General features: G+C 60.7%; 12 protein-coding genes. 6 read left to right on the top strand and 6 right to left on the bottom strand.

The window, feature by feature from the left end; all coding sequences use genetic code 11:
• Window positions 1–11: 11 nt before the first annotated feature.
• The 6 genes from arsB (at window position 12) to PSK12I2_RS0110065 (ending at window position 7136) form a co-directional block, all read left to right on the top strand.
• Window positions 12–1097, top strand: a complete 1086-nt coding sequence (gene arsB, locus PSK12I2_RS0110040) for an ACR3 family arsenite efflux transporter (RefSeq protein WP_027598284.1) — start codon at window positions 12–14, stop codon at window positions 1095–1097.
• Window positions 1094–1519 carry an arsenate reductase (glutaredoxin) gene (gene arsC / locus PSK12I2_RS0110045; protein ID WP_027598285.1) on the top strand — a complete coding sequence of 142 codons (426 nt, stop codon included), beginning with the start codon at window positions 1094–1096 and terminating at the stop codon, window positions 1517–1519. Before arsB ends, arsC begins: the two co-directional genes overlap by 4 nt.
• Before the next feature lie 11 nt (window positions 1520–1530).
• Window positions 1531–2706 (top strand): chromate efflux transporter, encoded by a 1176-nt coding sequence (gene chrA, locus PSK12I2_RS0110050; RefSeq protein WP_027598286.1) that lies wholly within the window; start codon window positions 1531–1533, stop codon window positions 2704–2706.
• A gap of 177 nt (window positions 2707–2883) precedes the next feature.
• Window positions 2884–4128, top strand: coding sequence for a hypothetical protein (locus PSK12I2_RS0110055; protein WP_037007655.1), 1245 nt, complete (start codon window positions 2884–2886; stop codon window positions 4126–4128).
• 136 nt (window positions 4129–4264) lie between these two features.
• Entirely contained in the window at window positions 4265–4942 is a 678-nt protein-coding gene (locus PSK12I2_RS0110060; RefSeq protein WP_007160645.1) for a type 1 glutamine amidotransferase domain-containing protein, read from the top strand.
• Window positions 4943–5189: 247 nt separating this feature from the next.
• Window positions 5190–7136 (top strand): bifunctional diguanylate cyclase/phosphodiesterase, encoded by a 1947-nt coding sequence (locus PSK12I2_RS0110065; protein ID WP_027598288.1) that lies wholly within the window; start codon window positions 5190–5192, stop codon window positions 7134–7136.
• A 163-nt stretch (window positions 7137–7299) separates the two neighbouring features.
• Here PSK12I2_RS0110065 and PSK12I2_RS0110070 read toward each other — a convergent pair whose 3' ends face one another.
• The 6 genes from PSK12I2_RS0110070 to guaA all read right to left on the bottom strand — a co-directional run bounded on the left by PSK12I2_RS0110070 (window position 7300) and on the right by guaA (window position 17705).
• Window positions 7300–10446: a type I restriction endonuclease subunit R gene (locus PSK12I2_RS0110070; RefSeq protein ID WP_027598289.1), complete on the bottom strand. Its 3147-nt coding sequence runs from the start codon at window positions 10444–10446 to the stop codon at window positions 7300–7302.
• Entirely contained in the window at window positions 10446–11723 is a 1278-nt protein-coding gene (locus PSK12I2_RS0110075) for an FRG domain-containing protein (protein WP_084222086.1), read from the bottom strand. The genes PSK12I2_RS0110070 and PSK12I2_RS0110075 overlap by 1 nt, the downstream gene beginning before the upstream one ends.
• A complete protein-coding gene (locus PSK12I2_RS0110080; RefSeq protein WP_037007657.1) occupies window positions 11720–13102 on the bottom strand; it encodes a restriction endonuclease subunit S in 1383 nt (460 codons plus the stop codon). The genes PSK12I2_RS0110075 and PSK12I2_RS0110080 overlap by 4 nt, the downstream gene beginning before the upstream one ends.
• Window positions 13092–14807, bottom strand: a complete 1716-nt coding sequence (locus PSK12I2_RS0110085) for a class I SAM-dependent DNA methyltransferase (RefSeq protein ID WP_027598292.1) — start codon at window positions 14805–14807, stop codon at window positions 13092–13094. Before PSK12I2_RS0110085 ends, PSK12I2_RS0110080 begins: the two co-directional genes overlap by 11 nt.
• Before the next feature lie 125 nt (window positions 14808–14932).
• Window positions 14933–15925: a restriction endonuclease gene (locus PSK12I2_RS0110090; protein ID WP_027598293.1), complete on the bottom strand. Its 993-nt coding sequence runs from the start codon at window positions 15923–15925 to the stop codon at window positions 14933–14935.
• 202 nt (window positions 15926–16127) lie between these two features.
• Complete coding sequence (gene guaA / locus PSK12I2_RS0110095; RefSeq protein ID WP_027598294.1) at window positions 16128–17705, bottom strand: glutamine-hydrolyzing GMP synthase; 1578 nt, start codon at window positions 17703–17705, stop codon at window positions 16128–16130.
• Window positions 17706–17775 lie beyond the last annotated feature (70 nt).

Consider the following 17775-nt stretch of genomic DNA (forward strand, 5'->3'; position numbering starts at 1 on the left):
CCAGGCCCGCCATGCACAGTCCCCCCGCCTGCCCTCCGGCAGCACCCGCCATGAACACCTTCGAGCGTTACCTCAGCCTCTGGGTCGCGCTCTGCATCCTCGCCGGCATCGCCCTTGGCCAGCTGGCTCCGGGCCTGTTCCGCGCTATCGGCCGGATCGAGGTGGCCCAGGTCAATCTGCCGGTCGGCCTGCTGATCTGGATCATGATCGTGCCGATGCTGCTTAAGGTGGATTTCGGTGCCCTCGGCCAGGTGCGCCAGCACTGGCGCGGGATCGGCGTCACCCTGTTCGTCAACTGGGCGGTCAAGCCCTTCTCCATGGCGCTGCTCGCCTGGCTGTTCATTCGCGAGCTCTTCGCGCCCTGGCTGCCGACGGAGCAGTTGGACAGCTACATCGCCGGGCTCATCCTGCTGGCAGCGGCGCCCTGCACCGCCATGGTCTTCGTCTGGAGTCGACTCACCCAGGGCGATCCGCTGTTCACCCTGTCCCAGGTCGCGCTGAACGACACCCTCATGGTCTTCGCCTTCGCCCCCATCGTCGGCCTGTTGCTGGGCCTGTCGTCGATCACGGTGCCCTGGGCCACGCTGCTGCTCTCGGTGGTTCTCTACCTGGTGCTGCCGGTGATTCTCGCCCAGCTCTGGCGTCGCGCGCTGCTGCGCCAGGGTCAGGCCGCCTTCGAGCGTACCCTGGCCCGTCTCGGCCCTCTCTCGATGGCCGCCCTGCTGGCGACCCTGGTGCTGCTGTTCGCCTTCCAGGGCGAGGCCATCCTTGCGCAGCCGCTGGTGATCGCCCTGCTGGCCGTGCCCATCCTGATCCAGGTGCTGTTCAATTCGGCCCTGGCCTACTGGCTGAATCGCCTGGTGGGCGAGAGCCACAGCGTGGCCTGTCCCTCGGCGCTGATCGGCGCCAGCAACTTCTTCGAGCTGGCGGTGGCCGCCGCCATCAGCCTGTTCGGCTTCCACTCGGGCGCCGCCCTGGCTACCGTGGTGGGCGTCCTTATCGAGGTACCGCTGATGCTGCTGGTCGTGCGCCTGGTGAACGGCTCGCGTGGCTGGTACGAACGGGGTGCCCCTTCCCACCGTCGAGACCGTCCATGACCAGCACCATCACGATCTACCACAACCCCGCCTGCGGCACCTCGCGCAACGTGCTGGGCCTGATTCGCAACAGCGGCGTCGAGCCGACGGTCATCCACTACCTGGAGACACCGCCCGACCGGGCGCAGCTGGAGCGGCTGATCGCCGACCTGGACATGCCGGTGCGCGAGCTGCTGCGCCAGAAGGGTACGCCCTACGCCGAACTGGGCCTGGACGATCCGCAGCTGGATGACGCGGCCCTGATCGCCGCCATGCTGCAGCATCCCCTGCTGATCAATCGACCCATCGTGGTGACCCCCCTGGGTACCCGCCTCTGCCGGCCCTCGGAACGGGTACTGGAGATTCTGCCCGAGCCGCAGCGTGGACCTTTCGTCAAGGAAGATGGCGAGGTGGTGGTTCCCTCTGCGGCGCCGCGCGGCTGATCGGGGCCGCCATGCGCGACATCGCCCGCGATAAGGACAGCGCCTGGCAGGTCTTCCTGATCTTCCTGCGCCTGGGCTGCACCAGCTTTGGCGGCCCCATCGCCCACCTCGGCTACTTCCGCCAGGCCTTCGTCACGCGGCGCCAGTGGCTGGACGAAGCCGCCTATGCCGAGCTGGTCGCGCTCTGCCAGCTGCTGCCCGGCCCGACCAGCAGCCAGGTCGGCATGGCCCTGGGCCTGGGGCGCGCCGGTGGCTGGGGTCTGCTGGCGGCCTGGCTGGGTTTCACCCTGCCCTCCGCCCTGCTGCTGATCCTGTTCGCCCTGGGCCTCGCCCACTTTCCGGGATTGGCCGACTCGGGCGCGGTGCATGGGCTCAAGGTCTTTGCCGTGGCGGTGGTGGCCCAGGCGGTCTGGAGCATGGGCCGCAGCCTCTGCCCGGATACCTCGCGTCGCATCCTGGCGCTGGTCGTCGCCGGCCTGGCGCTCTGGCTGCCCGGTTCGGTGGGCCAGCTGCTGGGCCTGGGTCTGGCCGCCCTGGTCGGACGCCTGGCCCTGGCGCCCGCCGCCACCCCGCCGGCCCCGAGCCTGCAAACGGGACTCTCCCGACGCCTGGGTGTCGTCGCACTGCTGCTGTTCCTGCTGCCGCTGCTGCTCTTACCCGTCTGGGACAACCTGGCCGCGGGTGTCTATCGCGCCGGCGCCCTGGTGTTCGGCGGCGGCCATGTGGTGCTGCCGCTGCTGCAGGCGGTGGTGGTGCCCAGCGGCCTGGTCAGTGATAGCCAGGTCATGGCCGGCTACGGCCTGGCGCAGGCGGTGCCCGGCCCGCTGTTCACCTTCGCCGCCTACCTGGGCGCCCTGGCGCCCGCGGCCCTGCCCGCCTGGCTCAATGGCCTGTTCTGGACCCTGCTGATCTTTCTACCCGGCGCCCTGCTGCTGCTCGCGGCCCTGCCGTTCTGGCAGACGCTGCGCCAGCACCCCGGCTGGCAACGCCTGCTGACCGGACTCAACGCCGGAGTCGTCGGTCTGCTGCTCGCGGCGCTCTACGATCCGGTGTGGACGGGGGCGATCCGCAGCCTGACGGATGTCGTCCTGGCAGCCCTAGCCCTGGCGCTGCTCCTGCGCACCCGCTGGTCACCGGTGCTGATCGCGCTACTGGTCGCCCTAATCGTCTGCCTATTGAACTTTTAGCGCACTACCGTTTAGCGGCATCCCACTAGTGGCCCGATGAAATTGCGGCGTGGTTCGCTGTAGGTCCGTGGAAAGCTAGGCACTGTCGGCGTGACGTTCCGCTGTATGAAACGTCTTGCCCTGCGCGAGAACGTGTCCAGCGAGCGCTCGGCCTGACATGCATTAAGGATGACCGCAATGACCTACAAGAACCCCCTGGACACCGCCGCTACCCTGTTCACCGCTGCCGCTACCACCAAGGCGCCGCTGACCGCTGCCCCCGCCAAGCCGGCCGGCATCTCTGACGGCGTCACCTACTACGCCTTCCAGAGCCAGCCGCGGCTGACCCTCGACATCAATACCGCGCCCGAATACGTCGGCTTCGCCAAGACCTTCGATGCCAAGGGCCCGCACTATGCGGCCGGCTCGACCCTGAACGAGCTGACCCTGACCGGCCATTGGGAAGACCAGGTCACCCGCCTCGACGGCCATACCCGCGGCGCCACCGCCAGCGACGGCACCCTGGATTCGAGCATCACCAAGCTCACCGTCAGCCTCACCGACACCGCTGACAACCAGTTCCACGAAGGCGACATCATCACCCTGGACAACTTCGACGGCCTGCAAACCTTCGACGGCTCCGCCTCCACCGTCGGCCTGTCAATCGACTTCCTCAATGGCTACAAGCACGGCCTGGATCACCTCTATTCCAGCCAGAGCGCTTTCCTCAAGAGCGTGACCACCGGCAGCGGCAACGACCTGATTCAGGTCAGCACCATCGCCGCGCCGGAACTCGACAGTGTGGCCGCCCTGAGCAACTGCCGGGTCAAGACCCTTACCGTCGACAGCGGCGCCGGCAATGACCAGATCGGCGCCCATATCCAGCAGGCCGACATCGTCATCAAGGCCGGCAGCGGCAACGACAACGTCGATCTGCTGTTCACTGAAGGGGTGGCTGCCCACAACGCCACCCTGAGGGGCAACTATGGCCATGGCGCCACCGTCACCCTGGGTGAAGGCAGTGACACCCTCAGCCTGCTCACCTCCAGCCTGGTCAACTTCGACGGTTCCAATAGCGCCGCCGCCAACCGCTCCCTGGCGGCCAACCACGTGACCGTGACCGACTACAACGCCAAGGACGACCAGATCGTCTTCGGCTCCTCGCTGTTCGTCGATGCGGCGGTCACCACCGTGGCGGACGCCACCCTCAAGGGCGCGACCAGCCTCTATGCCGCCCTGCAGCAGGTGGTCCAGACCACCACCGGCGACGTGCATGCCGCGGTCTTCCACTATGGCAAGGACACCTACGTCTTCCATGACGGCAGCGACCGCGGCCAGATCGATGCCTCGGACTCGCTGATCCAGCTGGTGGGTACGCACGACCTCACCGACGTGGCCTCCACCGTCGCCGCGGGCGAGCGCGGCATCGGCAACTGGGGCTGATCCCCTACGCTGCCCTGCCCCTTCCACGGGCAGGGCAGCGAGCGCTGGTTCCCAGCCCTGACCTCTCAGGGGCACTAGCCGGACGCATCCGGGGTCTGTCTAACCACACCCACCCCGCGTGCAAGAGGAAACCGAGATGAAGATCCTGATGGTCCTGACCTCCCATGACCAGCTCGGCGATACCGGCAAGAAAACCGGCTTCTGGCTGGAAGAATTCGCTGCTCCCTACTACGTCTTCAAGGATGCCGGTGCCGAGATCACCCTGGCCTCCCCCGCCGGCGGCCAACCGCCGCTGGACCCCAAGAGCGACGCCCCCGACGCCCAGACCGAGTCCACCGAACGCTTCAAGAACGATCCCGAGGCGCAGCAGGCGCTGGCCAGCACCGTCAAACTTGCCGAGGTGCAGGCCGAGGACTACGACAGTGTCTTCTATCCCGGCGGCCACGGCCCGCTCTGGGACCTCGCCGAATCCCGCGATTCCATCGCGCTGCTCGAAGCCTTCGCCCAGGCCAACAAGCCCTTCGGCCTGGTCTGCCACGCCCCCGGCGTGCTGCGCCACGTCAAGGCCGCCGATGGCACCCCGCTGGTCAAGGGCCGCACCGTCACCGGCTTCACCAACAGCGAAGAAGCCGGCGTACAGCTCACCGACGTGGTGCCCTTCCTGGTGGAAGACGAACTCAAGAAGCTCGGCGCCCGCTACGAGAAGGGCCCGGACTGGGGCGAGTTCGTGGTCGAGGACGGCAACCTGGTCACCGGCCAGAATCCGGCCAGCTCGGAAGCCGCGGCAGACGCCTTGCTGACCAAACTGGGTTAAGAACTGCGCACCTGAAAAAGCCCGCCAACTGGCGGGCTTTTTACTGCGCCCCGCCAACGCCTGCGCACGGCAGTTTTCCGCGCGGCGCCTCGCTCTGCTGCCCAGGTGCCACTAGTCGCAAAGATTGCAGAATTCCTGGCGCCAGCCGACAGCCTCTCATGAGCGCAGCCTTAGCCCTGCTCCGCCCAGGCTGGAAAGGATATTCCGTGCAAGCTATTACCTGGTCGTATTTTCAGAGCCCTGCCCGATGAAGAGACTCCTGCTCGGCCTGCGCGCCCTGATGTCCGTGCCCAAGGACAATCCTGGCCTGATCAAGGCGCAATACCTCGCGCTGTCGCGCCAGCTGCCGATGATGTACTTCATCCTGCTGACCAACACCCTGATGCTGGCCGGCACCCACTACGTCGTGGCGCCGCGCTGGCTGGTGCTCTATTGCCCGCTGATCATGACGCTGTTCGGCGTGATCCGCGCGGCCGAATGGTTCCGCACGCGCAATCAGCCGCGCAGCCCGACGCAGATGCTCACGGCCCTGAAGCGCACCAACCGGCTGGCGCCCTTCGTGGCCTCGGCCTTCACCGCCTGGGCGCTGGCGCTGTTTCCCTATGGCGACAGCTACACCCAGGCGCATGTGGGCTTCTACATGGCGATCACCGTGATCGGCTGCATCTTCTGCATGATGCACCTGCTGCCCGCGGCCCTGGCCACCACCGCCGTGGTCAACACCGCCTTCGTGGTGTTCTTCGCCTCCACCACCATCAGCACCTTCGTGGCCACGGCGATCGACGTCCTGCTGGTATCCATCGCCATGCTGGTCATCCTCAAAGCGCAGTACGGCGACTTCACCCGCCTGGTGAACATGCAGGCGCAGACGGCGAAACTCAGCGAGGAAAATCTCAAGCTGGCCAACCAGGACAGCCTGACCGGCCTGGCCAATCGGCGGCAATTCTTCTCCCGCCTCGACACGCTGCTGGCCGACGCGCGCGCCCAAGGGACCCGCCTGGCCGTGGGCCTGATCGACCTGGACGGCTTCAAGCCGGTCAACGATCTCTATGGTCATAGCGTGGGCGACCGACTGCTCCATCAGGTCGGCCAGCGCCTGAGCGCGCTGCTGGGCGAAGACGTCCACCTGGCCCGCCTGGGTGGCGACGAATTCAGCCTGATCATCACCGGGGTCTTGAACGATGAGCAGCTGCGGGCGTTTGGCGAAAGGGTCTGCGCCAGCCTGCGCGAGCCCTTCCTGCTGGTGGACCTGCCCATCCAGATCAGTGGCTCGCTGGGCCTCGCGACCTTTCCCGACCAGGCCTTTTCCGCCACGGACGTCTATGAATACGCCGACTACGCCCTGTACCAGAGCAAGCGCCACCGCCCGGGCACGGCCTGCCTGTTCAGCACCGCCCATCGCCAGCAGCTCAATCGCGAAGGCCTGACCGAACAGGCCCTGCGCCGGGCCGACCTGGAGCGCGAGTTCTACATGGTCTTCCAGCCCATCGTGGACATCCGCAGCAAGCAGACCGTGGCCTTCGAGGCACTCGCCCGCTGGGAAAGCCCGGAGCTGGGCAACGTCCCGCCGGATGATTTCATCGCCACCGCCGAGCGCGTCGGCATGGTCAATAGACTCACCCTGCCGCTGCTGAACAAGGCGCTGAACGCGGCCGCGCGCTGGCCTGCAGGCATCCGCCTGGCCTTCAACCTCTCCGCCCACGACTGTGCCTCCGAAGAAGCCGCCCAGCAGATCGTCGAACTGATCAAGCGCAGCCCCTTCGACCCGGCCTGCCTCGACCTGGAGATCACCGAAACCGCCGCCATCCAGGACCTGCCCCAGACCCAGCGCGCCATCAGCCGCTTCCGCGAACTGGGCTGCGGTATCTCCCTCGACGACTTCGGCACCGGCTACTCCAGCCTGAGCCAGATCCACGCCCTGCCCCTGACCAAACTCAAGGTGGACCGCACCTTCGTCACCAACCTCCACCTCGACCCGGCCAGCGTGAAGATCGTCAGATCCCTGATCGCCCTGTGCCAGGACATGCAGCTGGAATGCATCGTGGAAGGGGTGGAGACGGCAGCAGAACTGGGTGCGCTGAGGAATCTTGGTTGTACGAGGGCACAAGGTTATCTGTTCGCCAAGCCTATGCGGGGGAGTGAGATCAGGGGTTGGTTGGAGGGGGACCAGTTGGCTGAGGTGCTGGCGGTTTGAACTGCTGGAAGGGCAAGGTGCAACTCGCACTCGCACCCGCGTCTCAGCATCGATCCTGATTCAATCCTGCTCCCTCGCGACTGCAATCCTGCAGTAGCCTGTCCCGCTTGGACTTGCCAGTTCTATTGTTTCCTCAAAGCCCAAGAGCACTGTACTACACCACCTATTTTGACCACGCGTTGGACAGCGACTCCGCCTGCTTCAGCACTAGTTCTACAGCCGCGTCCTCACCTACCGGCGGGTATTTCCATTTCTTCAGGGTACGTCGCACCAGAATTCTCAGCTTGGCGCGGACGCTCTCGCGCACTTGCCAATCCACCTTGGTGCTGTTGCGCAGTTTTTCGGTGATTTCGACAGCAATCTTTTTGAGAATATCGTCACCCAGTTCCCTCACGGCGCCTTCGTTGTTGGCCAACGCATCGTAGAAGGCAATCTCATCCGGGTTCAGCCCCAACGCGGCTTCCCGTTCCAGCGCAGCCTGGAAGTCCTTGGCCATCTGGATCAGTTCCTCAATGACCTGCGCCGTCTCCACCGCCCGATTGTGGTATTTGCGTAGGGTTTCCAGCAGGCGGTCGCCGTACTTCTTCTCCTGCACCACGTTGTTGCGCGCCCGCGCCTTGATCTCGTCACGCAGCAGCTTTTCCAGCAGTTCCACCGCCAGGTTGCGGGTCTTCATCTGCCGAACGTCTTCCAAGAACTCTTCCGACAGCAGGCCGATGTTGGGTTTATCCAGGCCTGCTAGGGCGAAGATGTCCGCCACCCCATCCGCCATGATGGCGTTGTCCAGGATCTGCTTGAGCGCGCTGTTCTTGTCCGCGTCGGAACGCTTGCGATCCACCGTGGTGAACTTGACGATGGCGGCCCTGACGGCGGCGAAGAAGGCAATCTCCGTGCGCAAGGCGGCGGCCTCATCCAACGTGCTGCACAGGGAAAACGCCTTGCTCACGGCCAGCATGGCATCAAGGAAACGCTGCTTGCCGTCCTTCAGGCCCAGGATATGGTTGGCTACCGGCGCCAGCAGTTTCATTGCATCGGTCTCGAAGCCGCTGTAGTCGAAGCCATGCATCAGCCCGCGAACGATGTCGAGCTTTTCCAGTAGTACCGCCAGGGCCTCGGCTGCGTTATGCGCCGGGTCGCCCTTGCCCTTGGATTCGGTATAGGTCTTGAGCGCCGCTTTCAGTTCGTTGGCAATGCCGATGTAATCCACCACCAATCCACCGGGCTTGTTGCGGAACACCCGGTTGACACGGGCAATGGCCTGCATCAGGTTGTGGCCCTTCATGGGCTTGTCTACATACATGGTGTGGCAGCAGGGCGCGTCGAAGCCAGTCAGCCACATGTCGCGCACGATCACCAGCTTCAACGGATCTGCCGGGTCTTTGAAGCGCTTTTCCAGACGTTTCTTCACCTGCTGGCTGTACAGGTGCGGCTGCAGCAAGGGCTTGTCCGCTGCCGAACCGGTCATCACTACCTTGATTGCGCCCTTCTCCGGGTCGGCATCTTGCCAGTCCGGGCGCAGGGCGACGATGGCGTTGTACAGCTCGGCGCAAATGTCACGGCTCATGCAGACGATCACCGCCTTGCCTTCCAGCGTGGCCGTGCGCGTCTCGAAGTGCTGCACCAAGTCGGCAGCCACCTGTTCCAGACGCGGCTGCGCGCCGACCAGCTTGGTCAGCGCAGCCCAATCGCTCTTGGTCTTCTCACGGGCGGTGATATCTTCCTCGTCCTCGATGACCTCATCTACCTGGGCATTGAGTGCGTCGATCTCGGCCTGGTTCACGTCCAGCTTGGCCAGGCGGCTTTCGTAGAAGATCGGTACCGTGGCGCCATCGTCCACCGCGTCCTGAATGTCGTAGATGCTGACGTAATCGCCGAACACCGCCCTTGTGTCTTTGTCTTCCAGGGCGATGGGGGTGCCGGTGAAGCCGATGAAGGTAGCGTTAGCCAGCGCGTCGCGCATGTGCTTGGCGTAGCCAAATACGTACTTGCCGGTCTTGGTATCCAGTCGCCCTTTCATGCCGTACTGGCTGCGGTGCGCCTCGTCGGAAATCACCACGATATTGCTGCGATCCGACAGCAGCGGGTGCTGTTCCTCATCGTCCAACAGGGCAAACTTTTGCACCGTGGTGAAGATGATGCCGCCAGCCTCGCGCGAAGCCAGCATCTCGCGCAGTTCCTCGCGGCTGCCAGCCTGCACCGGCGTCTGCCGCAGCAGGTCTTCGGCGGCGCAGAAGGTGCCGAACAACTGCCCGTCCAGATCGTTGCGGTCGGTCACCACCACTAGCGTGGGGTTTTTCATCTCCGGCTGCTGCAACAGCTTGCCCGCGTAGCAGGCCATGGTGATGCTCTTGCCCGAGCCTTGCGTATGCCACACCACGCCGGCCTTGCGGCTGCCGGGCCGCACTTCCTTGCCATAGGTGGCACGGGGCTCCTGCACTTCTAGCACGCCTTTGTTCGGACTGCTGGCGGCGATCACCGTGGCCCTCACCGCCTCGCGCACCGCATGGAACTGGTGATAGCCCGCGATCTTCTTGACGATGTGGTCGGCATCCTGTTCGAACAGCACGAAGTGGCGCACGTAGTCGAGAAACAGCACAGGTGCGAAGAACCCGCGCACCAGCGTCTCCACTTCGAACTCCAGCAGCGGTCGGTCGTCTTCATTAGCGATTGCGCGCCAGGGCTGCATGCGCTCCTGATTGGCTGTGAGCGACCCCAACCGCGCCGTGAAACCGTCGCTGACCACCACCGCCACATTGCTGTTGAACAGGTCGCCGATCTCTTCCTTGTAGGTCTGGATCTGGTTGAAGGCATCCCAGATGTCGGTCTGCTCGTTGGCGGGGCTCTTCAGTTCGATCACCGCCAGTGGCAGGCCGTTGACGAAAGCCACCAAATCCGGCCGGCGCGGCTGCTTGGTGCCGGTGACGGTGAACTGGCTGACCAACACGAAGTCGTTGTTGCGTGGATAGGCGAAGTCGATCAGGTTGACCAGGTCGGTGCGCTTTTCGTCGCCTATGGAGAACTCGACCGGAATGCCAGCCAGCAGCAGTCGATGCACATGACGGTTGCGTGCAATCAGCAGCGGCTCGCTGACCGTCAGAAGCTCGTGTGCCGCCTGCTCTAGCCCCGCGACGGGGATGTGCGGGTTGATGCGGATGAGCGCGACCAACAAGCGTTCGCGCAATACGGTCTGACGATAGTCGGAGCGAGCAGGTTGATCACCATCGGGCGCAATATCAGAGCCCTGTGTGTACGTCCAACCGAGACTCCCGAACCATTTAATGCAGAGGTCTTCGAGTTGTTGTTCAGTAATCATTTCCCCTCCGCTACCTGCTGCTTCACCGCATCCATGATTTGTTCGACCACTTCATCACGTAGTTGCGATGGATAGCCGTTCTTTCGCAATGTGACTCGGATAACGTTACGCATTCGAGCCTGAGCGTCTTCACGCTTTTCCCAATCCACAACTTGTTGTTTGGAAATATCCCGGGATAGTTCGCTAGCAATCAAAGCGATACGTCCTGGTTCCACTTGCTGCGCGTCAGGATGAGCACGCAAGATGGCATCAATGTTGAAAGAAGTCTGCTCCGAATCAATGATAGGAGCCTCCACGACATCAACAGCTGGAACAGGAGGCACTTGAACAACTTGAGTAGAGATCAAGCGCTCGCGCTCTGCAGCTCGCGCAAGACTGGCTTCCTCTTCCGCTTCCGCGGTTGTGATATTGCAATAATCAGATGCTCCGATCAGATCAGGAAAGAGACTGGCATGGTGCACGTTCATCCGCCTAAGATGGCGCAAGCAAGCATCACGCCCTTCATTACGGATATAAATCTTGCAGATGTATCTAGCTAATAAATCAGGCTGATCTTCTTCCGATGCGGAGCGTAACTCCTCATCTTCAAAAGCTTCGTCGTCAGCTAAGACATTTGCCAGTTTGTTTTCTATCGTGGCGTCATACGGAGAGAAAGTGAACAGTCCAGCCTGATTAACCAACCTCCCGTAGCTGTCCTTGCGCGGCTCCCAAAGCCGAATGCCAGTCTCATCTTGATGCCCCAGAATAAAACTCTTGTTGAGAACGTAGACGACACGATAAGGACTCTCTTCTTCATCCTTGCTATCAGCCTTGGCAAAGGCAAAAAACAGGGCGACATACGGGGAATAAGTCCAGTCAAGTAAAGGTGTCATCAATCCGTGATGCTGACCAATGGACCAAAGCTCGTCATCTTCATCCACGAGACTATTGTCGCTAAGTCGGCCTCGAATCGCCCGCTTGAAGCGCTCAAGCTGAGTCGCTGCCAAATTCTTGGTGACGACCCCATTGTCGGATAGACGACCTAGGGTCGGCATCAAACTCCAGTCTGAGCGTCGTTGGCCACGAAAAATCAGTTGTATCGCAGGGCGATTGAAAAATGGGCTTTCCAATAGTTCATTGTAATCCCGCCATGATTCCAATCGAGTTACTGGAATTCGGCCGCTGCGTTCGTCGGCCATCACTTCAAAGCACTTTTCTCCACTCTTCCAAACCGGAATTTTCTCAAAGTAGCCTATGTTCTGCTTCTCAGGGAAGATGCTCTCTTGCTGAGTCATTGACCTTCCTCATTACTCAAATTAGAAGGAACCGTCAGCTCACCACATAGAAGTTTCGGAAGTAGGGTATCGCGGAGCGCAGAAATTTGCCGAGACTCCAAATTGAGGTTTTCAATGTGCGAATAGAACGGGCGAACCCTCTCCGAGAAGGTGCATCTAAGCTCCGGAGACGCGCAAGGAAACTTCCAGCCAGCGATTGCATCCTTGTCTCCCCTTGGCATTTTTGCTCCCTTGGATGTGCGCATCATGAATTCAAAAAAATCATCCTGATAAAGCAGATTGTAAATAAATTCTTGACAGCCTTTTTCTTTCGTCTCGAAACAGAGCACGTCATTTGATCTCCCCCCATCAAAACTTGCCATCCATATTTTCTTGAAATATGGCCTGATGTTGGAAATTAGAATCTGTCCTTTCTTAAAGGACGGCACGGTACTAACCACAGGCAGAGAGGATGCGCGACCTACCCCACCCCGGTTCTCAATCATATTTTCTGTAGATATATAGGTTTCAATAGTCAAGGAAGACACATCAGTCTTGCCGACTGCGTACCGCGCCAGATCAGCAACGGATTTGATATTCCACCCCTTAGGAATCACTCCCAACTCCGATTCTTCCATGGCATCGGGAAACAGCGCGGCGGTGATGGCGAGTTGGTCGTGGTGCTCGCGGGACATCTGGTAGAGTTCGGCGTCGGTCTTGCCGCTGATGGCGCGCATGGCGGCCTGCTGGGGGTCTTCGCCTTGTTCGATGGCCGCGATCTTGGCCTTGACCGGGTCGAAATCGACAAACCAGGACTTGAAGATGGCTTGCGCCATAGCTTCGAGGGTTTGATTGATGCTGCGGTTAAGACTTAACTTGTCAGTAAGTGAGAACCTGACGTTTGCGATTATCTCTTGTTCCTCCTTGGAGGGCAGATCAACTTCCAGTTTTAATAGTTCAGATTGGCGAATACCCTGAACTGTTGATCCAGATGCTCGTGCTGCAATCTGCCGCTGTCCCTTTGAGGAGGCAAGCCAGGCTGTTAGGTATTTTGGATTGATCAATCTTAGATTTGGCCGCAGTCCAAACACTCGTTGTCCAAGCACGTACTTCTTGTCATCTTTAATGTAGAAGACTTCACCCATTGGTGCTTCGGAGGTCAAAATTATATCGCCCTCTTGCACCTCCACTTTCATCCATTTTTTATACATCTCAGCAGATGCATATCGCATTGACTGTACGTCAACCAAGCCATCCGTCTTGACATGCTTTGCAGATAGAACAGGTACACCACTTAGGAAAAAATCATCGAACCCCATCTTGTTTGGGGTCTTACCACGATGATCAATGATCAGTTCCAAGAGTTCAGAAAGCGGGAGCTTTGCGGGATTAGATGACATAACCCAACCTCGCCAAATTCTTCTTGATCTCCATTTCCAGCTTTTCACTCTCCGCAAACTGCTCCGCCAGTTTCACTGTCAACTGCTGCATCTTCTCAGCAAAGAGCTCATCATCCCCTTCCTGCTCGATCGCTCCCACATAGCGACCCGGCGTCAGCACGTGCTCGTACTTGCGGATTCCGTCAAGCTTGGCGGAATGGCAAAAGCCCGGCACATCCTCATACCCCTCGTTTTGTTGCCAGGCATGGAAGGTACTGGCGATTTTCTGGATGTCGTCAGGGGTAAAGTCGCGCAGTACCCGGTCCTTCATATAGCCTAACTGGCGGGCGTCGATGAACAGGAACTCACCGCGCCGGTCGCGCTTCTTCTTGTCCAGCGCGAAGCCGTTCTGCTTGTCGCGAGTCAGAAACCAAATGCAGGCAGGGATCTGGGTGTTGGTGAACAGCTGGCCGGGCAGCGCGACCATGCACTCCACGTAGTCGTCCTCGATCAGCCGCTTGCGGATTTCGCCCTCATTGTTGGTGTTGGAACTCATCGAACCGTTGGCCAACAGCAGCGCCATGCTGCCGGTGGGCGCCAGGTGCCAGAGCATGTGTTGCAGCCAGGCGAAGTTGGCGTTGCCCTGCGGCGGCGTGCCGGCAATCCAGCGCGGGTCGGCGGCTAGCTTTTCGTTCCACCATTCCTTCATGTTGAAGGGCGGGTTGGCCATCACAAAATCAGCGCGCAGGTCCGGGTGCAGGTCGTTCAACAGCGTATCGGCCGGACCAGTGCCGAAGTTGAACTCGATACCACGGATGGCCATGTTCATTGCAGCTAATCGCCAGGTGGTGGGGTTGCTCTCCTGCCCGTAGACGCTGATCTGCCCGCTCTTGCCGTTGGCTGCTTTGCCGCCGTGCTGTTCGATGAACTCCTCGCTCTGCACGAAGAAGCCGCCGGAACCCATGGCTGGGTCATAGACGCGGCCCTTGAACGGCTGGAGCATTTCCACAATCAGGGTGACGATGCTCTTGGGCGTGTAGTACTGGCCACCCTTCTTGCCTTCGGCCAGGGCGAACTGGCCGAGGAAGTATTCGTATACGTGGCCGAGGATGTCCTTGGATTTCAGGTCGAGCGGCTGACCCTTATATTCCTTGGCACTGAAGTCGGTATCCGAGAAGTGGCTGATCAATCCGGCCAGCTTGCTAGAGTCGAGCTGCACGCGGGCGAAGTCTTTGTTGAGCACGTTCTTTAAGCGAGGGTTTTCGCGCTCAATGGCTTCCATGGCATTGTCGATTAGCCAACCGACCGAGCGCATTTCCTCTGGCTCGTCTTTACCGTATTTTTCCCAGGGCAAAGCTGCCTTAGGCGGAAGTTGCGCACAGTCGCGCAAGGTCTGCCAACGCGCCTCAACGGGCACCCAGAACACATTCCTTTCAGTATAATAATCACGCACTTCAAGCTCGGCAGCGACATTTTCTTCGTACTCCTCGCTGCCAATCTCACCATAATCTTGAGGATCCATAAAGTACTCATCAGCAGGGTTCGTAAGTTGATTACGCAACTCTCGCCGTCGTTCATCAAAAGCGTCCGAGACATACTTCAAAAAGATCAACCCCAGCACTACATGCTTATAAACTGCCGCATCCAAATTAGAGCGCAGCCTGTCAGCGGAGCTCCAAAGCTTTTTTTCAAGATCATTTAGAAATTGTTGCTCAACAGATTTCATCTAAAAACCTCATCCTGTAAAACTCAAAACAGAAACCAAGCCATTCGCATCAACCGACACACATAGCTATAAAAATTCGCCGAAAACCAATCTTACAACCACTAATAAACAGATATTCTCTTATTTTACGCTGGCCAATAAAGCCGCTTCAGCGGCACAATACGTTTTGTTTCGGCATCAGTGGCGTCGTAATGCTCTATTAACGCCCGCACCACATGATCTAGTGTCCACATCGACAAAGGTATCGAAGCGCGATCCGCTTCATAGCTGGCATCTTTAGAGAAGCCACCGGTACTGACGTAGAGCCCGCGATCATCCTTGTGACGACCGCCAAGAAAGCTACGAATCTCCTGGCTACCCATCCGCTCCTTTCTATGCTTGACCTCCACGACGATACGCGGATGTTCAAACCCAAAACCATCAGGCGAGGCGACGATGTCCTTGCCAAGATCAGCGCCTGGCGGTGAGACCTGGGTCTTGTAGCCCATGGCGCGCAGGATGCCCGCGATGAGGTGCTGCATCTCGTCCCAGTCGAGTTCGTTGACTCTATCCTTGATACGCTCCAGCGCCTGGGCTTCGATATCGGCCAGCGGATCAGCTATGGCCTCTTCGGCCTCCACCACCTCGGGTGGCGTAGGCTTACCTTTAACAGCGGCCAATATTTCGGCCACCGCGCTGGACGGCACTTCAAACAAGGTAAGCGTGGAGCCTAGGGAGTTCTTGGTACCGATCCCCAAGCTATCACGTGAGAGTTCCTGGGTCTGCCACTGCACGGTACGGGTCAGGGACATGCCCTGTTCAGCCCATTCCGGATGGTGTTCGGCATTGCTGGTAACCGTACCAATCGAGTACAGCCGGTTGGCCGGTGAATAGGTGACGATCCAATCACCGTCTTTGATGTCATTAACGAAGCGCCAGACTTGGGAAGCTCCAGAGACCACCGTTCCCTGTTTGGCCTGGGGCTCGATGGTTTGATACAGGGCAATTAGCTGTTTACGGGCTATCCCAGGCTTGGCATGTGCTGCCAGTTGCTTCCAACCAACCGCAGCGACCCCGCGCTCACGAAAGACGTCATACAGGCTGCCACCTTCGCCACGAACCATCCACATCCTAGCCATAGATATCCCTCTTCTGTTCTGTAGCAATTGATTAAAAGCTTTAGCCTGCTTATCAGCATGGTCGGATAATTGTATCAACCGCGAGTAGTCATCCATTGGCTTTGGACTTTACCCGTAGCCTATCGGCCTTTGCTTGTCCGCCATGAAAAAGCCCGCCAGTTGGCGGGCTTTTTAGACGATCAGCGCCAAGCACTGAGCCGAATCACTCCCACTCAATCGTCGCCGGCGGCTTGCTCGAGACGTCGTAGGTGACGCGGGAGATGCCGTCGATTTCGTTGATGATGCGGTTGGAGACCTTTTCCAGCAGCTCGTAGGGCAGATGGGCCCAGCGGGCGGTCATGAAGTCGATGGTTTCCACTGCGCGCAGGGCGACGACCCAGGCGTAGCGACGACCGTCGCCGACCACGCCGACGGATTTGACCGGCTGGAAGACGACGAAGGCCTGGCTGACCTTGTGGTACCAGTCGGCCTTGCGCAGTTCGGTGATGAAGATGTCGTCGGCGCGGCGCAGCAGGTCGGCGTACTCCTTCTTCACTTCGCCGAGGATGCGCACGCCCAGGCCCGGGCCCGGGAAAGGATGGCGGTAGACCATGTCGTAGGGCAGGCCCAGTTCCAGGCCGATCTTGCGCACCTCGTCCTTGAACAGTTCGCGCAGCGGCTCGACCAGCTTGAGGTTCATCTCCTCGGGCAGGCCGCCGACGTTGTGGTGGGACTTGATGACGTGGGCCTTGCCGGTCTTGGCGCCGGCCGACTCGATGACGTCGGGGTAGATGGTGCCCTGGGCCAGGAACTTGATGTTGTCGAGCTTGCTGGCTTCGGCGTCGAAGACGTCGATGAAGGTGCGGCCGATGATCTTGCGCTTCTTCTCCGGGTCGGCTTCGCCTTCCAGGTTGGTCAGGAAGCGCTGCTCGGAGTTGGAGCGGATCACCTTGACGCCCATGTTCTCGGCGAACATGGCCATCACCTGGTCACCCTCGTGCAGGCGCAGCAGGCCGTTGTCGACGAAGACGCAGGTCAGCTGGTCGCCGATGGCCTTGTGCAGCAGGGCCGCGACCACCGATGAGTCGACGCCGCCGGAGAGACCCAGCAGCACGTTGGCGCTGCCGACCTGGGCGCGCACCTGGGCGATGGCGTCCTCGACGATGTTGGCCGGGGTCCAGAGGGCTTCGCAGCCGCAGATGTCCTTGAGGAAGCGCGAGAGGATGCGCCCGCCCTGCTTGGTGTGGGTCACCTCGGGGTGGAACTGCACGCCGTACCAGCCGCGCTCGTCGTCGCCCATGGCGGCGATGGCGCAGCTCGGGGTGCTGGCGACGATGTGGAAGCCGTCCGGCAGCTTGCCGACCTTGTCGCCATGGCTCATCCAGACGTCCAGGCCGAGCACGCCGTCGTCGTCGATGTGGTCTTCGATGCCTTCGAGCAGGCGGCTCTTGCCGACCACGTCGACCTTGGCATAGCCGAATTCACGGATGTTGGAGCCTTCGACCTTGCCACCGAGCTGCTCGGCCATGGTCTGCATGCCGTAGCAGATGCCGAACAGGGGCACGCCCAGGTCGAACACGGCCTTGGGTGCGCGGGGGCTGCCAGCCTCATGGACCGACTCGGGGCCACCGGCGAGGATGATGCCGCGCGGAGCGAAGGCACGGATGTCGGCGTCGTCCATGTCGAAGGGGTGCAGCTCGCAATAGACGCCCAGTTCGCGCACGCGGCGGGCGATGAGCTGGGTGTACTGGGAGCCGAAGTCGAGGATGAGGATGCGGTGGGCGTGGATGTCTTGGGACATGGCCAGGTCTCGATAGCGCTAGGTTCAGACGATTCGGGGCTGTCTAGACAGCCCCGAATCGCAACGTAGA

This window comes from Pseudomonas sp. MOIL14HWK12:I2 (genome assembly GCF_000510745.1).
Taxonomy (GTDB): Bacteria; Pseudomonadota; Gammaproteobacteria; order Pseudomonadales; family Pseudomonadaceae; genus Chryseomonas; species Chryseomonas oryzihabitans.